Origin of the sequence: Streptantibioticus silvisoli (assembly GCF_027947535.2) — a bacterium.
Taxonomy (GTDB): domain Bacteria; phylum Actinomycetota; class Actinomycetes; order Streptomycetales; family Streptomycetaceae; genus Streptantibioticus_C; species Streptantibioticus_C silvisoli.
The window spans coordinates 66,325-87,168 of the sequence record NZ_JAAGKO020000013.1 but is presented as its reverse complement, the minus strand read 5'-3'; the positions used below and the strand labels follow the sequence as shown (position 1 = coordinate 87,168).

Here is a 20,844-nt window from a genome sequence, read left to right as displayed (position 1 = left end):
TCGACAACCAGGCACCACACGTTGTTCCATGGCGATACGCCAACTTCCCTGCAGGCAAACGAGTTTGCCTGTGTGAGAGGCGCACGCCCGCGTGCGGTGGAGCGGTGTAGGCTCCCCCATCCGGGAAAAGAGTTCTTGACCGGTACGACCCGTGGGGGCAGGTCTTGGAAGGTGGAAAGGGACGGTTAGCCGGCGGTTCGACACGCCCGGCGAGCCGTGGCCGACGGCTGATCACCGCCGTGTCGGACCAGGCGCGGGACGAGAGCCTGTGGATACTGGCGCTGGCCATCCTGGCCGTGATCGCGCCCGTCGTACTTGGCGTCGTCGTTTTGACAGGCATGCATGACACGGACGTGCACTTGTCGGACGCGGCACGGACCGGGCATCGCTTGGACCACGGGCAGGTGGACGACCGCCTGACCTCGGACCTGATCGCCCTTCAGCAGGACGAGACGGCGCTCTTCCAGCGCCAGGTCGACTACGGCGGGCTGACAAGCCACGACCCGCATTACGACGTGGGCCGGGTCGAGGCGGACCTGGCGGTCGCCTCCGGGCCGGTCGGCGACTCCGCGAGGGCCCGGACGGATCTGACGACGATCGCCGACGAGCTGCCCCCCTACACCGAAGTAGAGGCCACAGCGGTCACCGACAACCAGCAGGGGAAACCGGTGGGCGCGGCCTATCTTCGGGCGGGGTTCGGCTACCTGAAGCAGCAGATACTGCCGAAAGCCGCGGACATCCGCGAGATCGAACAGAACCGGCTGCGAGCCGACACCGGACAGGCCGACGGCTTCCCCTGGTTGCTCGTCACGACGGTCGTCGTAGTGCTCGGCTGTCTGGTGCTCACGCACGAGGTCCTGGCCAGCCGCACGCACCGCCGGTTCAACGCGGGGGTGCTCATCGCCGGCGCGTTGATCCTCCTCCTCGGTGCGGGAGCGATCGCCACCAACCTGGCCAGCGGGCACGACGTGGAGACCAGGGTGCGGTCCCAAACGGACGCGGCCGTGCGCCTGACGAAGGTCCGGGACGACGCCGACCGCGCCGAGCTGGACGACGAACTGACCCTGGCCGACCATGACGAGGACTGCACGACATCGCCCCGGCCGCCCTTCACCGCGTTGTGCGACAACGAACAGGACGCGCAGGGCGTCCTGAAGACCGGCGGACCTCTGGTGAGGGATCTCGAGGCGGTCAGGTCGCTGCTGCCGGCGAGCGCGCAAACCGCACCGCAGCGGTGGTACACCGCGGAGGGCGAGCTGCCCATCCTGCAGAACCTGTCCGAGCTGGCCAACAAGCCGAGCGGAGGGAAACCGCCCCTCCGCTACGGCTCGTCGCAGAAGCTGTCCGTCCTGGACCCGTACACCGACCCTTCCAAGGCTCCCTCGACCTCGGCGTACTTCGCATCCGTGAACAAGCCGACGATGCAGGCGACCAAGCTGGCATGGAGCCGGTACACGGCGGCGGTGCGCGATGCCCGTGGCGGGCTGGGGACCCTCGCCTGGGCCGGCCTGTTCCTGGGCCTCGCGGCCGGGCTGGCGGCCGGGCTCGGATGTCGGCCGCGTGTCGTCGAGTACTGGTCCCGGGGAGAGGATGCCGCATGAGGCGCCGATCATCGGTGCGGTTCCGGGCTGCCGCCATCGGCGTGACGGTGCTGCTCGGCCTGACAGCCTGCTCGGCGACGCCGGCCGCCACGACGCCGGTGGTCTCCGTGCCCGAGCCGCTTCCGAGCGCACCGGTCGTGCCCCCGGGCACCGCCGCTCCCTCGCCGGTGACCTCGCACCTCTCGTCCTGCCCGTCCGGAAGCCCGGGGTCCGACCCGATCGCCAGCTGGCGCCCGCCGGCCACGATGCCCGAGCCCGGCGACATGCCGTCCGACACCGCGATGCGCAAGATCCAGCAGCGCGGGTACCTCATCGCGGGCGTCGACCAGGACGAATACCAGGTGTCCTACCGCAATCTGTCGCCGTCCCCCTCCGCACCGTCCTCATCCTCGCCAACCGGTGGCGACACCTACCAGCTGTACAAGGGCTTCGACGTCGACATACTGCACGCGATCGCCGCAGCCGTCTTCGGCCCCCGGGGAGCCGACCGGATCAAGTACGTGCCGGTAACCCAGGACTTCCGGCTGGGCGCCGCCAACCACGGCATCGTCGACGTGGTCGCCGACAGCGTCACGATCACCTGCCAGCGCTGGCAATACGTCGACTTCTCCACCGACTACCTCGACGCGGCCCAAAGGCTGCTCGTCAATGCGGACAACAAAAAGGCGGACGTCAGCCTCGACGACAAGAGGGTGCCGCACATCGAAGGGCTGCGCGGCGGCAAGATCTGCACGGTCGGCAGCACCACGTCGATCAACAATCTCACCGCACTGGAGCGCACCGGGGATTTCCGCGTGGTGGACGCGACCGACTGGTCCGACTGCATCATGCTGCTCCAGCGCGGCGCCGTGCAGGCGATGTCGACCGACGACACCGTCCTGCAGGGACTTCAGGCCCAGGACCCCTATCTCAAAGTCGTGGGCCAACGCTTCTCCTACGAACCGCACGGCCTGATTTTTCCCAATACCGACCCGTACTCGCACCGCAACTCCCAGTTCGTCGCCTTCGCCAACGGCGTGATCGCCGGGCTGGAACGACGGGGCAGCGACGAAGGCTGCCCGGAGCCCATGACTTCCACCGACCGCAGCTGCTGGGCCGCCATCTACCGCACCTGGCTCGGTCCGCAGCCTCCCTCCCCGCCAGTACCGGAGTACGCGCCATGACCGGGGCTAGCGGGCCGATACAGCCCGCCGCCGCGCTGTCCCGCAGGGACCTCGAGGGGGAACTGCAGGGGCAGCGCGAGTCGCTGCGGGAGAGGACGGCACGGCTGGAACGGCTGACCGCTAGGGCGCGCGAGCTGGGGATGGACAGCACCGGTGGTGCCACCAGAGCCAGCTGGCGGTCCGGGGACGCGCTGCGGAAGGCCGAGAAGCTCCTGGTCACCTGGGACTGCCAGCTACGTTCGGCCGGCCAGATGCTCGACGGACGACGCGGCTCCCAGGGCCCGCAGGACGCTGCCGGGGTCCTGCTGGGCCACACGGTCACACTGACAGCGGACCGGGTGCCCATGTCGGAGCAACGTCCGCCCGGGGCGGCCTCCAGCGAGCCGCGCAGAAGCCTCCGCCAGGTGGCGGAGTACGCCGACGAGGATCTACGCAGGGCGGAGAGCTGGCTCCGCGACGTCGCGGACGTCCGCAGAGCCGTCGGCCGGTTCCGGGACCTGCTGGCGGTGCCCGGCACCGGTGACGCCGTAAACGACTCCGGCGACGACCAGGCGGGGGCTGAGCGGCTCTGCGCGCAGGCGTGGGCCGACCCGCTGGGGATCGGCACGCGGAAGATCGTCGCGGCCGAACTGGCCTTCGCGCACCAGACGTACAAACAGCTCGCCCTCGCCATCAACCGGCTGGACGCGCAGGAGACGTACGCCCGCAGCCTGTCGGCGTCCGGGGGCTCGGCAGGCGCCGTTGTCCGGCTGGGCCCCGCGGCCCTGCTCGAACAGCTGCGCACGCTGGAGTCGCGGGGGGACGCCGAAGGGCGTTCGGATCCCGCGGGGATCGCCCGGCTCGCCGGGCTGATCGCGGCGGGACGCTCCTCCCGCGGGCCCCGGGTCCGCTCCTGCGTCAGGTCCGACTGTTCCGGCGGGGTCCTCGACGAGGACGGCATGTGCCCCATTTGTCAGCGGGAGCCGTGGCACCGGGAGGGCCGATGACCGCGTGCGTCAGGTCCAACTGCCCCGGCGGGGTGCTGGACGAGGACGGTATGTGCACCACCTGCCTGCGCGCCCCCGAGAGCGCCCGGCCGCTGGTACCGCACGACTCGGGGCGGCGCTGCCCGCGGGGGGACTGCGCCGACGGCACGCTCGACGAGACCGGCATGTGCGACCGCTGTCAGCGCGAGGAGCCGGCCGCCGGCTGGGTTCCGAAGGGCCACATCCCCCGGCGGCCGGCGGAGCCGCCGGTGTGGTGGGTGGCCGACAGCCGGCTGGTCGACGGGACCGGGGCCGGCGAACCGCTCACGACACCGGTCAGTTCGGTCCGCGACACCCTCGACCGCTCTAAGCTCGGCCTCGGTCTCGTGGACATCCCGGCACCACCCTCGGTCAGTCCGCAGGCCAGGCTGCTCGCGGATTCGGAGATCGTCGAACGCGAGCGGCGGTGCCCCAACCCCGGCTGTCGGGAACCGCTGTGGGACGAGGCGACCGGTTCCGAGCCGAAGAAGGGCCGGTGCGCGCACTGCAGCACCGACTTCTCCTTCCGCCCGGTCCTCGGCCATCACGAGGAGCTCGGTCCGCAGTACGTGATCGAGGGCTGCATAGGCTACGGCGGCCAGGGCCGCGTCTACCTGGCGCGTGACCTGAATCTCGACGACGAGTGGGTCGCCGTCAAAGGCGTGCGCGGGGACCGGGACGAGCGGGCGATGAACACCCTCGCCACCGAGAAGCACGCCCTCATCCGGGTCCGGCACCCCGACATCGTGGACATCAGGAACTTCGTCGCCCGGCGGCGCGAGGGGGACGACGACGGGCTCGACGTGTTCATCGTGCTGGAGTTCATCGCGGGCGTTTCGCTGGAGGAGAAGAAGCAGGTCTTCCCGCCCGGCGAGGCGATCTCCTACGTGCTGGCCGCGCTGCCGGCGCTCGGGTACCTGCACGACTCGGGGCTCGTCTACGGGGATTTCAAGCCGGCGAACGTGATGCACGTCGGCGACCGGGTCAAGCTGATCGACATGGGCGCGGTCCGGCGGATCGGTTCCCGGGTGAGGGACGAACTGTGGACCACCGAGGGCTTCAGTGCTCCGGAGGCACTCGACGGCCGCCCTTCGGCGGCCACCGACGTCTACACCGTGGGCCGGACGCTGGCGGTGCTCACGGCCGACTTCGACCCGAAGGACCCGCGGACCCGCCACCGGTTGCCGGAACCGGGGGACGTACCCGCGTTCGCCGCCCACGAGTCGTTCTACCGCTTCCTGCTGAAGGCCACGGCCGAGGCCCCGCGGCACCGCTTCACCTCCGCGGCCCAGATGGCCGAGCAGTTGTCCGGCGTGCTGCGCGAGGTGGTGGCGCTGGAGGAGGGCCGCGACGACGCGGGACCGGGTTCGGTGCCTTCGCAACTGTTCACCTACGAACGGGCGGCCACCGGCACCGGGACGCTCGAAGAGGTGCGCACCAGCGGGGTCGGCCAGGTGCTGCCCCTGCCCCACCCCGACCCGGACGACCCGGCCGCGGTCAGCCTGTCGGCGCTGCGCGAGATCGCGCCGCGCGAGGCCGTCCGGGACTTGGGGGCACTGCCGCGGTCCCCCGAGGTGGCCTTCCGGCTGGTGGTCGCCCACCTCGACGACAGCGACCCCGGTTCGGCCCGGGAGGTGCTGGACACCGTGGCGCAGCGGGACTGGCGGTACGCGTGGTACTCGGGGCTGGTGGAGCTGGCGCAGGGAGCGGCTCGTGCGGCGTGGCAGAGGTTCGCCGCGATCCGCGACGCGCTCCCCGGCGAGCTGGCCCCCAAGTTCGCGCTGGCGGTGTGCGCCGAGGCCATGCAGGAGTTCGAGCTGGCCCGCCACTACTACCGGACGGTCTGGCGCACCGACAAGGCGTACGTCTCGGCGGCGTTCGGGCTCGCGCGCACCTACCTCCCGGAACGCGACGAGGATCCGCGCCACAGGCGGATCGAGGTGCTGGAGACCGTCCCCCGCGAGCACCACCGCCACGTCGAGGCCGCCCAGGAGGCGCTGTGGCTGCGGCTGGGGAGCCCGCGCCTGGACGCGGCGGGGCTGCGCGAGGCCGCCCGGCGGCTGGAGCGGCTGAGTCCCGAGCCACACACCAGCGAGTACCTGCCGCTGCGAACCGAGGTCCTCGAAGCCGCACGCAGGCTGCTCGCCGAGGATCCCCGGGCGTTCGGCACCGAGGACATCCTCCAGGTAGCCGTGGACGACACGGCGTTCTGTGAGGAGCTGACCCGTGTCTACCTGGAGCGGCGCCGTTCCGAGCCGAACCGGCGCGCCCGAGTCGCACTGGTCCGCAAAGCACACGCCACGCGCCCGTGGACCCGCTGGTGAGGAGAAGCATGACGGACGAGACGCCCGCGACCCCCTTCGCTGTGAAGGTGCATCAGAACCCGTACCTGGCGGTGGGCGAGCGGACGCTGCACGCGGTGGTGGGCGTCGAGGCGTCCGGCGCGGCCGGGGGGTTGGCCCACGGGGAGCCGCTGACGAGGGCGGAGGTCGTCATCATCGACACCTCCGCGTCGATGTCCGCGGAAAAACGGCTCGACAAGGCACGCGAGGCCGCCGCCGTGGCCGTCGACACCCTGGTCGAGGGTACGGAGTTCGCGGTGATCGCCGGCTCCGACGAGGCCACCCAGGTCTACCCCCGCCAGGGTCTGGCCCGCGCCTCGGAGCGAACCCGCCAGGAGGCCCGGCGCGCGTTGCGGGACGTGCGCGCTGCGGGCAGCACCAGCATGAGCACCTGGCTATCCCTGGCGGACAGCCTGCTGGCCGGCTCGGCCGCCCGCAAGAAGCACGCCGTGCTGCTGACGGACGGGCACAACACCGAGGGCGAACGGCCCTTGGCCGCCGCGCTGAAGGCGTGCGAGGGCCGCTTCGACTGCGACTGCCGCGGCATCGGCACGGACTGGAGCCCACGCCAGGTAGCGACCATCACGCACGCCCTGAACGGGGCGTGGCAGCCGGTGGCCTCACCCCAGCTGCTGGCCGAGGACTTCCGCGCGTTGACGGCGGCCTCGATGGCCAAGCACACCGCCGGGGTGGAGCTGCACGTCGCGCCGGGGCTGACCACGCGCATCGTCTCCTTCGGCCAGGTCAGGCCGGTCGTCGAGGACCTTACCGACCGGGGTTCGCCGGTCGGTGAGGGCGTGACCCGCTACCCGCTCGGCTCGTGGGGGGTCGAGAGCCGCGAGTACGTGCTGGAGCTGGAGGTCGACCAGTCGGTGTACAGGATCGAGAACGAGAGCAGGGCGGGCGCGGCCCTGCTGAAGCTCGTGGCCGCCGGGTCCGGCGAACCGGTCCTGTCCAGGGCCCACCGGGTGTTCGCGATCTGGACCTCCGACTTCCGCAAGAGCGGACCGATCGACGCGAAGGTCGCCGAGGCCCTCGGCCAGCAGGAACTGCAACACGCCGTCAGCACCGCCCTGGCCCTGCTCGACGAGCCGGCGGACGACGCGGAAGCCCGCGAGAAGTTCGGCAGGGCGGTGGCACTCGCGTACAAGGCCGGGCAGCACGGCCTCATCGAGCACCTGTCGCACATCGTGGACATCGTGGACCCGCTGCTCGGAGACGTGCGGATGCGGCCTCGGGAGGAGATCAACCGGCTGGACCGCATCTGGTCCGCGCACCTGTCGTCGCAGGCCTCGCCCGGCCGCTCGGCGAGGGCGATCCGTGAGGCCGACGGAGACCGGTGAGCGCGCGTGGCGCCCTGCCGGGCGCGTTCGGCGGCCACCCGGGCCCGGTCCTCGCGCTGGCGTACGGACCGGACGGCGTCCTGGCCAGCGGCGGCTGGGACGGGACGATCCGGTTGTGGGACACCTCGGGCGGCGGCCGGGCGCTCGACGTGCTGCGCGGGCACGCCGGACTGGTACGGGCCCTGGCGTTCGTGCCGGCTGACGGGCTGCTGGTCAGCGGCGGGCGGGACCGCACGGTGCGCCTGTGGGACCTGTCCGCGCCGTCCCGGCCGGTGACCGTGTGGCACACCGATCAGTCCGTGGTGGCGGTGGCGGTCAGCGGCGACGGGGCGTGGATCGCGGCGACGGACCGGGCGGGCCAGCTCCACGTGTGGGACCGGTCCTCCCCGCCTGGCGCACCGGCCGCCGTGTCCGGGCCGGGCCTCAGCGCCCCGGTCTTCGCCCCCGGCGGGACCGACCTGGTGACGGCGGACTCCGAGGGCCGGCTCCTGGAATGGCCGTGGTCGCGCCACGAGGTGCCCGTCCCGCTCACCGCCACCGCGCCGGGACGCGTCGGCTGCCTGGCCTTCTCGGCCGCCGGCGACCGGCTCGCGGTCGCCGGTGTCGGGGGCGAGGTGGAGGTGCGGCCCTGGCCGTTCACCGCCGGTAGCACGTGGGACGGGAGCGGGGCGGAGGCGCCGACCAGGACGCACGCGCTCGCGTACACGCCCGATGGCACCGCGCTGGCCTGCGCGGAGGACGACGGGACAGTCAGGATCCGCGACCTGGCGGGCGGCCGGGGACGGGTCTTCCCGCTCAGCCACACCGGTGCCGCCTACGCGGTGGCCTTCTCCCCGGACGGCGCGCGACTGGCGAGCGCCGGCGACGACGGCTTCATCCGGGTCCACGACCCGGTCGGCGACGCGGTACCGCTGGACCTGCTCGGACACACCAGCGAGATCATGTCCGTCGCTTACCACCCCGCCGGCGGGCTCATCGCCACCGGTGACGTCGACGGGGTGGTGCGGGTGTGGGAGACCCGCCTGGGCGAACTCGTCACGTCACTGCCGGGAGAGCGGGCATGGGTCGAGTCCCTGGCCTTCCTGGAGGGCGGCCGGCTGCTGGCCGCCGGGACCGACAACGATCAGCGAGTCTGGCGAACGGACGGGTTCGAGGAATTGTCCGGGGGCTCCCCCGAGTACGACCGGGTCGCCGGTGCCGTGCCCGGCGACCCGGATCCCGCCGCCGGGTGGCTCTACGGGCCTGCCCCAGAACCGTCCCGGCCCGGTGGCCGCCCACGGCTCGCCCTCTCCCCCGACGGCCTCCTCGCCGCCACCGCCCACGACGACGGCGTCGTCCGGCTGCGGGACGCGCGCACCGGCGAGGTGCGCCGCATCCTGGCCCGGCACACCGGCACCGTGCGCGGCGTGGCGTTCGCCCCGGACGGGGCGACGCTGGTGAGCGTCGGCGACGACGGGCGCATCGTCGAATGGCGAACGCGGGACGGCTCGTACGCGCGCGGCTCCGGCCAGACCGTACGGTCGCTGCCGCCGATACCCGGTGTGCTGAGCGACGAACCGAGCCGGGTGGACCAGCTCGGGGTGGCCGACGAGGTGCGCACGCTCGCGACCCTGGTGGCCGCGACCGGCACCCGGCCACCGCTGGCGATCGCGCTGCTCGGGCCGTGGGGATCGGGCAAGTCCAGCTTCATTGAGCAGGTGCGGACCGAGGTCGCGACGATCGCGGAGCGGTCGCGCGCCGACCCCGCCGGCACCCTGTTCGCCGGGGGCATCCGGCAGGTCGGTTTCAACGCCTGGCACTACAACGACGCCGACGTGTGGACCGGTCTGATCAGCCACCTGTTCCACGCCATCGCCGAGGATCCCGAGGAGTCCGACGCGGCGCCCCAGGACCTGCGGGAGGCACGGGCGAGCGCCGACCGATTGCGCGAACAGCTCCGCCTGGCGACCGCGAACCGCGACCGGCTCCGCGCGCGGACCGGCCCGGCCGGGCTCCTCGTGAACGCCGCCGGGAACATGTGGCTCAGGCGCGGGGCAATCCTGCTGGCGGTCACGACCAGGGCGGCCTGGGAGTGCGCCGTTCAGGTCCTGAAGCAGGTCGGCGGGCTGCACGGGCTCCCGCTCGGGCGCATACCGACGTTCTTCAAGGACGCCCGCGCCCTCACCGCGCCCGGCGGCCCCCTCGGCACTGACGCCGAGCAGCGCCTCAAGGAGGCGGACGGCGCCGTGGCCGCCCTGCTGAACCGGCTGGCACAGATCGACGCCGCCACCCGGCTCGGACTGCTGATGGACACGGGGGAATCCCGCTACGCGGACGCGCGGGGGCTGGTCGGGCAGATCCACCGGGACCTCGAACAGCTCACCCGGGACCTGGCCGCAGCAGGCGCCGAGGCCGCTGCCCGGCCGGGTGGCTGGCAGCCACTCGAACGCATCGTGCTGTACATCGACGACCTCGACCGCTGTACGTCCCGCCGGGTGGTGGAGGTGCTCAGCGCGGTCCACCTGCTGCTGGCGCTGCCCTTGTTCGTCGTGGTCGTCGCCGTCGACCCCGCCTGGGTACGCGGCGCGCTGCGCGACTACTACGGCGAGCTGTCGGCCGCCGGTGCCGGGAGCGCCGAGGCCATCGACCCGCTCGACTACCTCGACAAGATCTTCCAGATCCCGTTCCGCCTCGACCGCCCAGCTGACGCGACGCTCGCCGGCTACCTGCGCACGCTGCTGGGCGGCACCGCGGCAACCGTGCGCGCTCCCGGGGCAGCCCCGACGCCGTACGCCCCGCCCGCGCCGGCCGCCGGCGGACAGGATCCTGTGCCGAGGGGCGCACCGGCGGCACGCCCGGCGCAGGACGCGCCGACGGACCGTCCGCAACCGGCGGGTGCGGTGAGCGACGTCATCCTGGACCTGCGCCCGGAAGCGCTCGTCCCCTCTCCCGCCGAGGCCGGGTTCATCGCGTGGACGGCACCGCTGCTGCCCACCGCCCGCGCGGCGAAGAAGCTCACCAACCTCTACCGGCTCGTACGGGTCACCGTCCCGCCCGGCGAGCTGGCGTCCTTCACGGGCTCCGGCGAGTTCCGGACGGTCCAGCTGCTGCTCGCCCTGATCGTCGGCATGCCGACCGGCGCAGCCGACGTCCTGACGGCGGTCCGGGCCGCGCGGGACGACGAGGACGTCGTCACCGTCGTCCGCTCCGCGGGCGAGGCCGGCGCGCGGCTCGCCGAGGTGCTGACCCGGGTTCGCGCCGCGGATTCGGAAGCGGTCTTCGAAACGGCGGTCTTCCGACGCTGGGCCGCGCGCGTGGCCCACCACAGCTTCCACACCCTCGACGTGCGCTGAGGGCCGCCCGCCCGGCGGGTGATCGCACCGGCCGACTCCGGGCTCCGCGTCAGGTGGGCGTCGGGACGGACCCGAGGCGGGAAATTGTCCGACCGCGGGGTCAGCAAGGTACGCAAGCCGGTCGAGCGCTCGTGAACCCTCCGGCACTCAGCACCGTCTTCAGCGCGACTTCGGCTGAGCAGCGCACGACGAAGGCCCGCCGCCTGGAACCCGGTGGCGCTCCTCGGCGTTGCTGGCCCTGTTCGGCCACTCCAGGTGCGCCGGGCGGCGGAGCCCCGGTCGGACCGTCGACCGAATGCACCTGGTCGACGGTCCGGCAGCCGCCGCGAGCCGCTGGGCAGCTACGAGCTGTCCGGCGCCCGGCGTTCCTGGGAGTCGGGCGGCACCCGTGGCGGTCCGGCGCAGGTCGGGACCGTGGTGCCCGGCCCCCGTCCTCAGCCCGGACCGCTCGGACGCGAACGAGCGGTCCTCCGGTCGTGCGGCGGGCTACGCGGGCAGGCGCAGGATCTGCCGGGGAGCGCGGTGGATCTCCGAGTACCGGTCGGTGCCGGCGTTGTGCCGGCCGAAGACGTCGTCGGGTTCGATCGCTCCGCCGAGCGTGCGCAGTTCGCCGAGGGCCTCGGTCAGCAGCGCCCGGCTCTCCTGCTCGGACTGCCAGGGGGGCACCGCCGGGGGCGATGGCCAGCGCACGCCAGTTTCGCGCTGGCCTCCTGGACCGCCTCGCCGAGGGTGCGCCGGCCGTCCAGGGCCATGACGACCCGCCGCCAGTCGTCGCTGTCCGGCCGGGGCAGGACGTATTCGACGGTGCCGTTGACGCCGACGTACCACTCGTCGTCGGTGTGCAGCGGCGTCAGCGCCATGACGTCCGCGGCGAGGGTGTAGACCGGCAGCGGGCTCGAGGAGGCGTTCCGGTTCCCGGCGCCGGGCTCGCCGGTGCGGCCGGGCAGCAGGGCAAGCGCCACCACACCGGCCAGCGCGCCGACGCCGAGGACGATCCGGTAGACCGCCCGCCACGAGGTGTGCTCCAGCAGGAAACCGCCCAGGGCCGGACTGCCGAGCTGCGCGGCAGCAGACCGAGAAGTCCCGGCGGGCGAACTGGCCCGTCCGCACGGTCGGTTCACCGTCCGCGAGCGTCGCGGGCGTCCGGTCGTGCAGCAGGCGGCGCCCCCGCATGAACTCCTCGGCGAAGGCGGCCAGGTTTTCCGGGCCGTGGTCCGACACGAACTGGCCGTACCAACCCGCGTCCTCGTACTTCCGGTTCAGCCACCCGGCCAGGGACCGCGGGTCGATCCCCGCCTTCCTGGCGAGGGCGACCAGGGCGATCACGTAGTTGATGAGCGTGCTCGGTGTCGGTCAGCGGCCGGCCGGGGAGACGCCGCCGCGGACGGCCCGGCGCAGGGTGGCGCGGCCGAGGTGGGCCAGCAGGTCGGACGGCGGGACGACAAAGACCGGGCAGGCGGCGTACCGCAGGCAGTAGCGGGGAACCGGCGCGGGCAGCACCGCGCGCAGCCGGGTGCGGCGGCCCGCGCTGACCACCAGCAGGTCGCCGGGCTCGGCGGCCTCGACGACCAGCGCGGGTCCGGCCGGCCCGCGTACGACGGCGGCCCGGGTGGACAGCCCCGGCGGGAAGCCGCCGAACGCCTGCTCAAGGGCGGTGTCGAGCCGGATGACGGCACGGTGCTCGGCCTCGGCCAGCAGCGGCGGGCAGGGGCTCCTGCGGTACCCGGCCTCGCCGCCGGGCGGTTCCCAGGCCAGCACCGGTACGAGCAGGGCGTCCCGCCTGCGGGCCTCGTCGGCCGCCCGGTGCAGTGCGGTGAGACTGCTGAGTGATCCGCTGACTCCGACGACGACTCGACAGGTACCGGACATGGCGGTGGGTTCCTTCGGGGTGAGGCGGTGGAAGGGGGCACTTCATGGGACGGTCCCGCCGCCCCCGGAGTGCCGGTATCGACACGCCTTTCACGCGATCAGGGGTGCGCATGACACCCCCTTGACGCATACGACGCACGGGCGTTCGGACGCGGAGGCGTCACCACGACGACGTCCCGAGGGCTGGAGGCCGGCGCCGGGGGCTTGCGGCGGGAGGGGCTGCTCCGGGGGTGCCTGCGGCGGGCAGGGGCTTCAGCAGTGGGTCTGCGCCGGGCGGGGGCTCTGGCGGGCGGGGCTTCCGGCGGGCGGGGATCAGGGCCGGTGACTCCCCGCGTGAGCCGCGTGGACCGCAGGGGCTGGGGGTGCTGGACGCGGGCCGGCGGTGACGGGCGGGCGGGCAACGGGCGGACGGGCAACGGGCGGGAGAACCGTGGGCGGGCGGACGATGGCGGCGGCCCGCAGGTCGCGCAGCGGGTCCGGGGCCGGCGGGAGAGTGCCGCGTTCGCGGGAGACGCGGACCCCGGCATCCAGCGCCCGCAGCAGCGGCGGATTGGCGGCCAGCACGCGGGCGTCGACCGCCAGCAGCTGGCCGCCGGCGTCACGCAGCACGACGTGGACCGCGACGACGCCGGTCAGCCGCACGGCGACCAGCGCGTCGGTGTGCACCACGTGCCGCAGCAGCAGGCCACGCGCCGCGAGCCACCCGTCGCCCGCGCGGACACGCGCCGGAAGCAGCACGGCGAACGCCACCGCTCCGGCCAGCACGCACAACGCGACCCACGGCCCGGTCAGCGCGCCGGTAACGAGGAGCACGCCCAGCTCCATCGCGCCGAAGACGGTTCCGCACCCGGCGGCGAACCACGCGTCCCGGGCCCATTCGCGGTCGGCGGGGGTACTGGCGGGCCCGCGTCCGGACCGCGCCGGCCGCGCCGCGTCATCGCGTTCACGTTCGTGTCCCATACCTCGACGCTAGGCACGCCGGGGCCCACCGCGGGCTGTCGGCGAGGACTCCTGACGCCGCCCTGACGCGCCCTTGGCGTTCCCCTGACGCGTGCTGCGCCCGGGGCCCGGAGGCGTTCGTGTCGGCGCCGCGGCCGTGGCGTGGCGCGGGGGCGTGCGTGTCCGTCCGGGTCGGCGCTCGGGGCGGCCTCCGTGTCCGTGGCCGCCTCCGACCCGGTCAGCGGCGGGGGGCGGCCGGGTCCTGGGGCGGGTAGGGGGAGAGCGGGCCGCCGTTCCAGGTCGAGAAGATCAAGTGGGTCTGGAGCCGGGCGACCTCGGGGCGCGAGGTGAACCGGTCGAGCACCAGGCGTTGCAGATCCTGGCTGCTGCCGCACGCGACGTGCACCACGAAGTCGTCCGGCCCCGCGACGTGGTGCACGGACAGCGTCTCCGGCAGGGACCGGACGTGCACGACGAAGGGGTCGACGAGCGGGCGGGCGTGCGGCTGGACCTGAACCGTCAGCAGCGCCTGGATGGGCCGGCCGATCGCCTCCGGGGAGATCTGCGCCGTGTAACCGGTGATCACACCGGTCCGGCGCAGCCGTGCGACCCGGTCCACGCACGTCGACGGCGCGATACCGACGGCGGCGGCCAGGTCCTTGTTCGCGATCCGGCCGTCCTTCTGCAACTCGCGCAGAATGGCGATGTCCACCGGATCCAGTTGCACGTCCTTGGCACTCACCCGTGCAGGATACGGAATCCCCCACCCCGCCCCGGACCGAGTACGACGGCGGACCGGGCGGGAGCGTACGGGACGGCGACGGACGGCGGGGTGCCGTACGCCTGCCCCGCGATAGGCTGGCAACCGGAGCCCACTCCGTTACGTCACCGGGCGGCCGGGCCACGTCGCCGGGCGGCCGGTGAAGGGCCGGACCACCGCCAGGCACGACGCCGACCGGCCGGGTTCCACCACTGACGAAGCAGGAGGGAACGTGGCCCGGGAGACCGACCGCCCCATGCGCGCCGACGCACGGCTCAACCACGACCGGATTCTCGACGCCGCCGCGCTGGCCTTCGCACGCGACGGCTCGGAGGCGTCACTGAAGGCCATCGCCAAGGACGCCGGGGTCGGCATCGGAACGCTCTACCGGCGGTTCCCCACCCGCGAGACGCTGGTGGAGGCGACGTACCGCAGCGAGACGGCCAAGCTCTGCTCGGCGGCGACCGAACTGCTCGCCGACTCACCGCCGGACCGGGCGCTGCGCGGCTGGATGGACCGCTTCGTCGACTACATGGCGGCCAAGCACGGCATGGCCGACGCCCTGCGCGCCGTGCTCACCGCCGAGGGCGACCTGCGGATGCGCACCCGCGACATGCTCACCGAGGCGCTCGGCACGCTGCTGTCCGCCGGGGCAGCCGACGGCAGCCTGCGTTCCGACCTGGCGACGAACGACGTCCTGATGGGCCTCGGCGGCATCACCCTCATCGCCGGCGAACCGGACCGGCGCGAACTGGCCCACCGCCTGCTCGACCTGCTCCTCGACGGCATCCGCACGCACGGCCCCCGGCAGGCCTCCCACCAGGACTGACTCCGCCGCACGACATCGGAGAGTGTTCCGGGCCGAGCCTTCCGGGCCGACCGGGTACCGCCCGCGCGCGGTGTCGTTCAGCGGCACCTCGCGGTTGGCGGCAGGCAGGCGAAGGCATCGGTCAAGGCGTCCGCCAGGGCCCACGCGGCGGCGTTCAGCGGCGTCTGCGGCGCAGCAGCGTGACGACGAAGAAGATCGGCACCACCCAGACCACCAGCCAGACGACGGCCCACACGGTCGTATGCACCAGCCCACCTCCGCTCTCGCTCCCGTTCCTACCCGGCGCCGGACAGACCACGTGTTTCCGGCCGCGAGCGCCCAGCGGGACCCTCAACACAACGCCAGCGCAGCGTCCCGGCACGGCGACACAACGCCAGCGCATCCTCCGGCACGGCGACCGACCCGCGTCCCGCACCGCATCGCGGACGGACCGCTCAGCCGGAGACGGGGAAGCGCTCGATGTTGTCCTCGACCCAGGTGCGCAGAGCCGCCAACGGCACGCAGGCGTCGCGGCCGAGGTCGGTCAGTTCGTATTCCACGTGGAGCGGGACGGCCGGGTAGACGGTGCGGGTCACGAGTTCGTGCTCCTCCAGCCGGCGCAGGACGGCCGTCAGGACCTTCGGGCTGATGCCCTCCAGGCGGGTCTTGACCGCGCCGAACCGCAGCGGCCCGCCCTCCAGGGCACCCAGGGCGAGCGCGCTCCACTTGTCGGCCAGCAGGTCGAGCATCGAGCGGCACGGGCAGTGCGCGGAGTACACGTCGTGCGGCGCGGACAGCGAGAGACGCGGGCGCGCGGTCCCCATGTGGTTTCCTCCGGGTAGCAGGTTGCCTTACGGGCGTCTGGTACCCGTCGCGCCCATAGTCGCACCGCGTCCGGTCCCCCGTCGAGCCGCGCGACAACAGTCCCAGTACTGCTCGGGTCACCCCGCGCGACTCGGACCGGCCTCCCGGCCGACGGACACTCCGAGCGACCCGACCGACAGGAACGACCCCCGACCGACCCGACCGACAGGCGTGCCGACCGGTACGCCTCCCAACCGGTGGGCACCGCGATCGACGGCATCCCCGGGCCGGCTCTCCCCCACCGCCCCGTCGTCCCTGCCGGCCATACCGTCGATCCCGCGCGTCCGCCGGACCCCGGTCGTCTCCGTCAGCACGGCGCCGTTCCGGCTCCGGCGGTGGCTCACCAGGCCGGTATGCCCCGGTGTTCGGCCGGCATGAGGGCCCACAGCGCCAGGTAGACCAGGAACTGCGGCCCGGGCAGCAGGCACGACAGCAGGAAGATGACGCGGACCTTCGTCGCCGACACGTTGTAGCGCCGGCCGAGTCCCGCGCAGACTCCCCCGATCATGCGGCCCTCCCGGGGACGGACCAGTGTGCTCGTGCTCATCAGACGTCCTTTCCACGCTCACCCCACGCGCCGACCGGACCCGGTCACCGCACTTCCAGGCTAGGACGCCGAGGCCGCCGGCCCCGTCCCCCGCAGGAGTGACCGGCCCCCCACGTTCGACGGGGTCGGACCCTTAGGGGACGCGTGGGGTATCCGCCGGGACGCGTGGAGCACCCGCTGGGACGCGTGGGGGGCGCACCACCGCACGCACCCGCACGGCGCCGTAATCAACCGCACCGCAAGCAACCGCACCGCATGCCCCCACGGCACCGCAAGCAACCCCACCGCCCGCACCCGCACGGCGCCGTCAGCAACCCCACCGCACGCACCGGCGCCGTCAGCAACCGCACCGCACCGCGAGAGCAACCGCACCGCAAGCAATCCCACCGCGAGCCTCCGCGCCCCCACGCCAGCGCGGCCCTCGTACCCCCGCAGCGCCTGCCCGGCCCCGTACCCCCCGGACCCCGCACCCCACGGCCGCCCGAACGAAAAGCGTGCCGCCGTCAGGAACCGTCCATCGGAATCCTGACGGCGGCACGCTCACCGCATGGATCGGGGCTCACCGCAAAGAGCGACCTCCCCGGACGGCGCGGCCTCACCGCAGGGTCGGCCCCACCGGACGGCGCGGCCTCCCGCACGGAGCAACCCCACCCCACGGAGCGACCCGCCCCGCGGAGCGACCTCACCGCACGGATCAACCTCACCCCACGAAGCGACCCGCCCCACGGATCAACCTCACCGCGCGGAGCAACCCCACCCCGCGGAGCGACCTCACCCCACCAAGCAACCTCAGGCAGCCGAGCGGCCCTGGCGGGTCAGGGACATGACGCCGACCAGGCAGGCGATGACGAGCGCCAGGGCGATGCTGACCGCCTCGGTGCCGAAGCCGAGGCCGCCGCGGCCGGTGGAGACCGCACCCCAGTCGGCGAAGGAGGCGCCGAGCGGGCGGGTGACGACGTAGGCGAACCAGAAGGCGAAGACCGCGTTGAGGCCGGCCCAGCGGTGGGCGACGGCGGGCAGCGCGATCAGCACGGCGAAGGCGATGCCGGACGTCAGGTAGCCCAGGTGCAGGCTGGAGGCGGTCAGGTCGCCGGTGGCGGTGCCGAGGGCGAAGGTGGCCATGACGGTGGCCCAGTAGAAGATCTCGCGGCGGACCGTGCGGATGCTGTGGATCGACAGGGTGCCCTCGACCGCGTACCAGGCGCCGAAGATCACGGCGAGGACCACCGCGTAGAGCGTGGTGGACAGCGCGTAGGGCACTCCGAGGCCGACGTGCAGGACGTCGGCGGCCATGGTGCCGAAGACGCTGACCATGACGACCGTCGTCCAGTACAGCCAGGTGATGTGGCGGCGCACGACCAGCTGGGCGACCAGGAAGAAGGCCAGGACGACGCCCGCCAGGCCGACGGCGGGGATCGGGCCGAGGCGCTGGGCGAGGAAGTCGGAGGTCGACTCACCCATGCCGGTGGTCAGGACCTTGATGATCCAGAACCAGGCGGTGACCTCGGGGACCTTGTTCAGCCGCAGGCGGATCACGGTATCGGGGCGCGCGTCGACGGGACGGACGGTCTCGGCGGACATGGCTCTCTCCACGGGACGTTGATGATCGGAAAAGCGGTGTCGCAACGGCGGTGTCGCAACCGCGGTGATCGGAACGGTTTGACGGTCGAACGGTGACGGACGATGACGGACGGAACGGTGACGGACGGAACGTTGGCGGTAGGACTGGTGGCGGTAGGACTAGCGATGATCGGAACGGCAACGGGCGGGAACAGTTGGCGGTCTTACCACTGACGATCGGAACTGGTGATGATCGGACCGGCTCCGCGCCGGCACCCTCCCCCACGCCGGCACCCTCCCCCGCGCCGGCACCCTCCCCCGCATCACCGGCACCCACCACACCGGCCCCCTCCCCCGCACCCCGCTCCCCCACCGCACCCCAAGCACCCGCGCCGTAGGCACCCGCACCCCAAGCACCCACACCCCAAGCACCCGCGCCCCGGCCAACCACTCCCCCGGCCCCCGCGCCCCCACCCCGCACACATCACGCATCGCACGGCCCCTCCCCCCGCGGTGCCGACGGGCGGTCGCGGGGCAGGACGACGTGGAACGCGGTGTGGCCGGGCTCGCCGGTGAGGTCGATCGTGCCGTCGTGCGCGGCGACGACGGCGGCGACGATGGCCAGGCCCAGGCCGGTGCCGCCGGCCGCGCGGGAGCGGCCGTGGTCGGCGCGGACGAAGCGGTCGAAGATGTCGGAGCGGATGGCCTGCGGTATGCCGGGGCCGTCGTCGCGGACGGTGAGTTCGACGGTGGTCGCGCTCTCGGCGACGCGCAGCGTGACGGCGGTGCCGGGCGGGGTGTGGACGCGGGCGTTGGTCAGGAGGTTGGTGACGACCTGCTGGAGGCGGTGTTCGTCGCCGGTGACCGTGACGGCGTCCGGCGGCAGGTCGAGCGTCCAGCGGTGGCCGGGGCCGGTGGCGCGGGCGTCGAGGCCGGCGTCGAGGGCGAGCCGGGTCAGGTCGACCGGCTCGCGGGCCAGCGGGCGGCCGGCGTCGAGGCGGGCCAGCAGCAGCAGGTCGTCGACCAGGGCGCTCATCCGGCGGGACTCGGCGCCGATGCGTTCCAGCGCGTGCCGTACCTCGTCGGGCAGCGGGCCGGGGTGGCGCAGGGCGAGTTCGGCGTGGCCGCGGACGGTGGCGACCGGGGTGCGCAGTTCGTGGCTGGCGTCGGCTGCGAACTGCCGCAGGCGTTCCTGGACGGCGTGCCGGCGGGCGAGGGCGTCGCCGACGTGGCCGAGCATGCGGTTGACGGCGGCGCCGACCTGGCCGACCTCGGTGCGCGGGTCGGTGTCGGGCACCGGGGCGGGCATGGCGACCCGGCCGCTGGCGAGCGGGAGTTCGGCGACGCCGGCCGCGGTGCGGGTGACCCGGCGCAGCGGGCGCAGCGACAGGGTGACCCAGCCGGCCGCGGCGACGCCGGTGACCAGCAGGGCGCCGCCGAAGACGACGGCCTCGACGGCCTCCAGGCGGTGCACGGTGTCCATCACGGGGTGCAGGGGCAGGCCGGTGACGAGGGTGTCGCCGTCGTCGCCGGGTATCGCGAGGACCTGGTAGGCGCCGATGGTGGACAGCTCGACGCGGTGGCCGGTGCCGTCGACGGGGACGGCGGCCAGCACGCGGCGGTCGTGCGCGGTCAGCGGCAGGAGCGTGTCACGGGTGTCGCGGACCAGGGCGGCCCGGGGCGGGGTGCCGGGCAGCAGGCGGGCGCCGAGGGTGCGGTCGGCCTGGCCGCGGGTGTCGCCGACGCTGTCGGTGTCGGGGGGCGACTCGTGTTCGAGGCTGTCGGCGAAGCGGCCGTGGTCGGCGGTCAGGTTCTGGTCCAGCTGGCGGACCAGGAAGCCCTCCAGCGAGAAGACGGTGACGACGCCGACGGTCGCGCAGGCCAGCGCGAGCAGGGTGACGAGTCCGGCGGTGAGCCGGGCCCGCAGGGTGCGGGGCAGCGGCGGCCGGATCACCGGGGTTCCTTCAGGACGTATCCGGCGCCGCGCACGGTGTGGATCAGCGGCACGCGGCCGGCGTCGATCTTCTTGCGCAGGTAGGAGATGTACAGCTCGACGACGTGGGCCTGGCCGCCGAAGTCGTAGCTCCAGACCCGGTCGAGGATCTGCGCCTTGGACAGCACGCGGCGCGGGTTGCGCATCAGGTAGCGCAGGAGTTCGAACTCGGTGGGCGACAGTTCCAGCACGGTGCCGCCGCGGGTGACCTCGCGGGCCTCCTCCTCCATCACCAGGTCGGCGAAGGACAGCGCGGCGCCGCCGGGGTCGCGGGCCATGCCGGCCCGGCGCAGCAGTCCGCGCAGCCGGGCGACGACCTCCTCCAGGCTGAACGGCTTGGTGACGTAGTCGTCGCCGCCCGCGGTGATGCCGGCGATGCGGTCCTCGACGGCGTCGCGGGCGGTGAGGAACAGCACGCAGACGCCGGGCAGGGTGTCGCGCAGTTCGCGCAGCAGCGTGATGCCGTCGGTGTCGGGGAGCATCCAGTCCAGAACGATGGCGTCCGGCCGCAGGTCGCGCGCCTGGACGCGGGCGGCGGCTCCGGTGGCCGCCGTGCGCACCGTCCAGCCCTCGTACCGCAGGACCCCCGACAGCACGTCGGTGAGGTCGGGTTCGTCGTCGACGACCAGGACGCGCACGGGGGTGCCGTCGGGTCGTCGCAGGCCGGTGGAGGTGAGCGGTCGTTCCATGATGACGTCAAGCATCCCCCGCCCCGGAGG

17 protein-coding genes are annotated in these 20,844 nt (G+C 73.5%); 7 read left to right on the top strand and 10 right to left on the bottom strand.

The window, feature by feature from the left end:
• Window positions 1-239 precede the first annotated feature (239 nt).
• The 6 genes from POF43_RS11735 to POF43_RS11710 are packed head-to-tail and all read left to right on the top strand — an operon-like array spanning window position 240 to window position 10,785.
• The gene (locus tag POF43_RS11735; RefSeq protein WP_271322171.1) at window positions 240-1,601 is read left to right on the top strand and encodes a GlnX family signal transduction membrane protein; all 1,362 of its coding nucleotides are present in this window, start codon (window positions 240-242) and stop codon (window positions 1,599-1,601) included.
• The gene (locus tag POF43_RS11730; protein WP_271322170.1) at window positions 1,598-2,764 is read left to right on the top strand and encodes a transporter substrate-binding domain-containing protein; all 1,167 of its coding nucleotides are present in this window, start codon (window positions 1,598-1,600) and stop codon (window positions 2,762-2,764) included. Before POF43_RS11735 ends, POF43_RS11730 begins: the two co-directional genes overlap by 4 nt.
• Complete coding sequence (locus POF43_RS11725; protein WP_271322169.1) at window positions 2,761-3,750, top strand: hypothetical protein; 990 nt, start codon at window positions 2,761-2,763, stop codon at window positions 3,748-3,750. The genes POF43_RS11730 and POF43_RS11725 overlap by 4 nt, the downstream gene beginning before the upstream one ends.
• Complete coding sequence (locus POF43_RS11720) at window positions 3,747-6,092, top strand: serine/threonine-protein kinase (RefSeq protein WP_271322168.1); 2,346 nt, start codon at window positions 3,747-3,749, stop codon at window positions 6,090-6,092. Before POF43_RS11725 ends, POF43_RS11720 begins: the two co-directional genes overlap by 4 nt.
• Before the next feature lie 8 nt (window positions 6,093-6,100).
• The gene (locus tag POF43_RS11715; protein WP_271322167.1) at window positions 6,101-7,453 is read left to right on the top strand and encodes a vWA domain-containing protein; all 1,353 of its coding nucleotides are present in this window, start codon (window positions 6,101-6,103) and stop codon (window positions 7,451-7,453) included.
• Entirely contained in the window at window positions 7,450-10,785 is a 3,336-nt protein-coding gene (locus POF43_RS11710; protein WP_271322166.1) for a P-loop NTPase fold protein, read from the top strand. The genes POF43_RS11715 and POF43_RS11710 overlap by 4 nt, the downstream gene beginning before the upstream one ends.
• Window positions 10,786-11,271: 486 nt before the next feature.
• Here POF43_RS11710 and POF43_RS11705 read toward each other — a convergent pair whose 3' ends face one another.
• The 5 genes from POF43_RS11705 to POF43_RS11685 all read right to left on the bottom strand — a co-directional run bounded on the left by POF43_RS11705 (window position 11,272) and on the right by POF43_RS11685 (window position 14,335).
• Window positions 11,272-11,451, bottom strand: coding sequence for a hypothetical protein (locus POF43_RS11705; protein WP_271322165.1), 180 nt, complete (start codon window positions 11,449-11,451; stop codon window positions 11,272-11,274).
• Window positions 11,409-11,906, bottom strand: coding sequence for an MFS transporter (locus POF43_RS11700; protein ID WP_271322164.1), 498 nt, complete (start codon window positions 11,904-11,906; stop codon window positions 11,409-11,411). The genes POF43_RS11705 and POF43_RS11700 overlap by 43 nt, the downstream gene beginning before the upstream one ends.
• Window positions 11,907-12,138: 232 nt before the next feature.
• Window positions 12,139-12,654, bottom strand: a complete 516-nt coding sequence (locus tag POF43_RS11695) for a universal stress protein (RefSeq protein ID WP_271312830.1) — start codon at window positions 12,652-12,654, stop codon at window positions 12,139-12,141.
• Window positions 12,655-12,966: 312 nt separating this feature from the next.
• On the bottom strand, window positions 12,967-13,614 hold the full coding sequence (locus tag POF43_RS11690; RefSeq protein WP_282704542.1) for a hypothetical protein: 648 nt from the start codon (window positions 13,612-13,614) through the stop codon (window positions 12,967-12,969).
• Window positions 13,615-13,831: 217 nt separating this feature from the next.
• Window positions 13,832-14,335 (bottom strand): Lrp/AsnC family transcriptional regulator, encoded by a 504-nt coding sequence (locus POF43_RS11685; RefSeq protein WP_282704541.1) that lies wholly within the window; start codon window positions 14,333-14,335, stop codon window positions 13,832-13,834.
• 274 nt (window positions 14,336-14,609) lie between these two features.
• Here POF43_RS11685 and POF43_RS11680 point away from each other — a divergent pair, with 274 nt between their 5' ends.
• Entirely contained in the window at window positions 14,610-15,182 is a 573-nt protein-coding gene (locus tag POF43_RS11680) for a TetR/AcrR family transcriptional regulator (RefSeq protein WP_303657592.1), read from the top strand.
• Between the two features lie 434 nt (window positions 15,183-15,616).
• Here the strand turns inward: POF43_RS11680 and POF43_RS11675 are convergent, their stop codons facing one another.
• From POF43_RS11675 to POF43_RS11655, 5 genes are all read right to left on the bottom strand, one after another.
• Window positions 15,617-15,985 carry a winged helix-turn-helix transcriptional regulator gene (locus tag POF43_RS11675; protein ID WP_271318113.1) on the bottom strand — a complete coding sequence of 123 codons (369 nt, stop codon included), beginning with the start codon at window positions 15,983-15,985 and terminating at the stop codon, window positions 15,617-15,619.
• 380 nt (window positions 15,986-16,365) lie between these two features.
• Window positions 16,366-16,572, bottom strand: a complete 207-nt coding sequence (locus POF43_RS11670; RefSeq protein WP_271325509.1) for a PspC domain-containing protein — start codon at window positions 16,570-16,572, stop codon at window positions 16,366-16,368.
• 789 nt (window positions 16,573-17,361) lie between these two features.
• The gene (locus tag POF43_RS11665) at window positions 17,362-18,153 is read right to left on the bottom strand and encodes a COG4705 family protein (RefSeq protein ID WP_271318802.1); all 792 of its coding nucleotides are present in this window, start codon (window positions 18,151-18,153) and stop codon (window positions 17,362-17,364) included.
• A 463-nt stretch (window positions 18,154-18,616) separates the two neighbouring features.
• Complete coding sequence (locus tag POF43_RS11660) at window positions 18,617-20,083, bottom strand: sensor histidine kinase (RefSeq protein ID WP_271325468.1); 1,467 nt, start codon at window positions 20,081-20,083, stop codon at window positions 18,617-18,619.
• Window positions 20,083-20,814, bottom strand: a complete 732-nt coding sequence (locus POF43_RS11655; RefSeq protein ID WP_271318340.1) for a response regulator transcription factor — start codon at window positions 20,812-20,814, stop codon at window positions 20,083-20,085. Before POF43_RS11655 ends, POF43_RS11660 begins: the two co-directional genes overlap by 1 nt.
• Between the last annotated feature and the right edge of the window lie 30 nt (window positions 20,815-20,844).

What these genes read in the sequence shown, in the direction of transcription:
- POF43_RS11730 (WP_271322170.1), top strand. Translation starts at nt 1,598, where the DNA reads ATGAGGCGCCGATCATCGGTGCGGTTCCGGGCTGCCGCCATCGGCGTG.
- POF43_RS11725 (WP_271322169.1), top strand. Translation starts at nt 2,761, where the DNA reads ATGACCGGGGCTAGCGGGCCGATACAGCCCGCCGCCGCGCTGTCCCGC.
- POF43_RS11720 (WP_271322168.1), top strand. Translation starts at nt 3,747, where the DNA reads ATGACCGCGTGCGTCAGGTCCAACTGCCCCGGCGGGGTGCTGGACGAG.
- POF43_RS11715 (WP_271322167.1), top strand. Translation starts at nt 6,101, where the DNA reads ATGACGGACGAGACGCCCGCGACCCCCTTCGCTGTGAAGGTGCATCAG.
- POF43_RS11695 (WP_271312830.1), bottom strand. Translation starts at nt 12,654, where the DNA reads ATGTCCGGTACCTGTCGAGTCGTCGTCGGAGTCAGCGGATCACTCAGC.
- POF43_RS11690 (WP_282704542.1), bottom strand. Translation starts at nt 13,614, where the DNA reads ATGGGACACGAACGTGAACGCGATGACGCGGCGCGGCCGGCGCGGTCC.
- POF43_RS11680 (WP_303657592.1), top strand. Translation starts at nt 14,610, where the DNA reads ATGCGCGCCGACGCACGGCTCAACCACGACCGGATTCTCGACGCCGCC.
- POF43_RS11675 (WP_271318113.1), bottom strand. Translation starts at nt 15,985, where the DNA reads ATGGGGACCGCGCGCCCGCGTCTCTCGCTGTCCGCGCCGCACGACGTG.
- POF43_RS11670 (WP_271325509.1), bottom strand. Translation starts at nt 16,572, where the DNA reads ATGAGCACGAGCACACTGGTCCGTCCCCGGGAGGGCCGCATGATCGGG.
- POF43_RS11665 (WP_271318802.1), bottom strand. Translation starts at nt 18,153, where the DNA reads ATGTCCGCCGAGACCGTCCGTCCCGTCGACGCGCGCCCCGATACCGTG.
- POF43_RS11655 (WP_271318340.1), bottom strand. Translation starts at nt 20,814, where the DNA reads ATGGAACGACCGCTCACCTCCACCGGCCTGCGACGACCCGACGGCACC.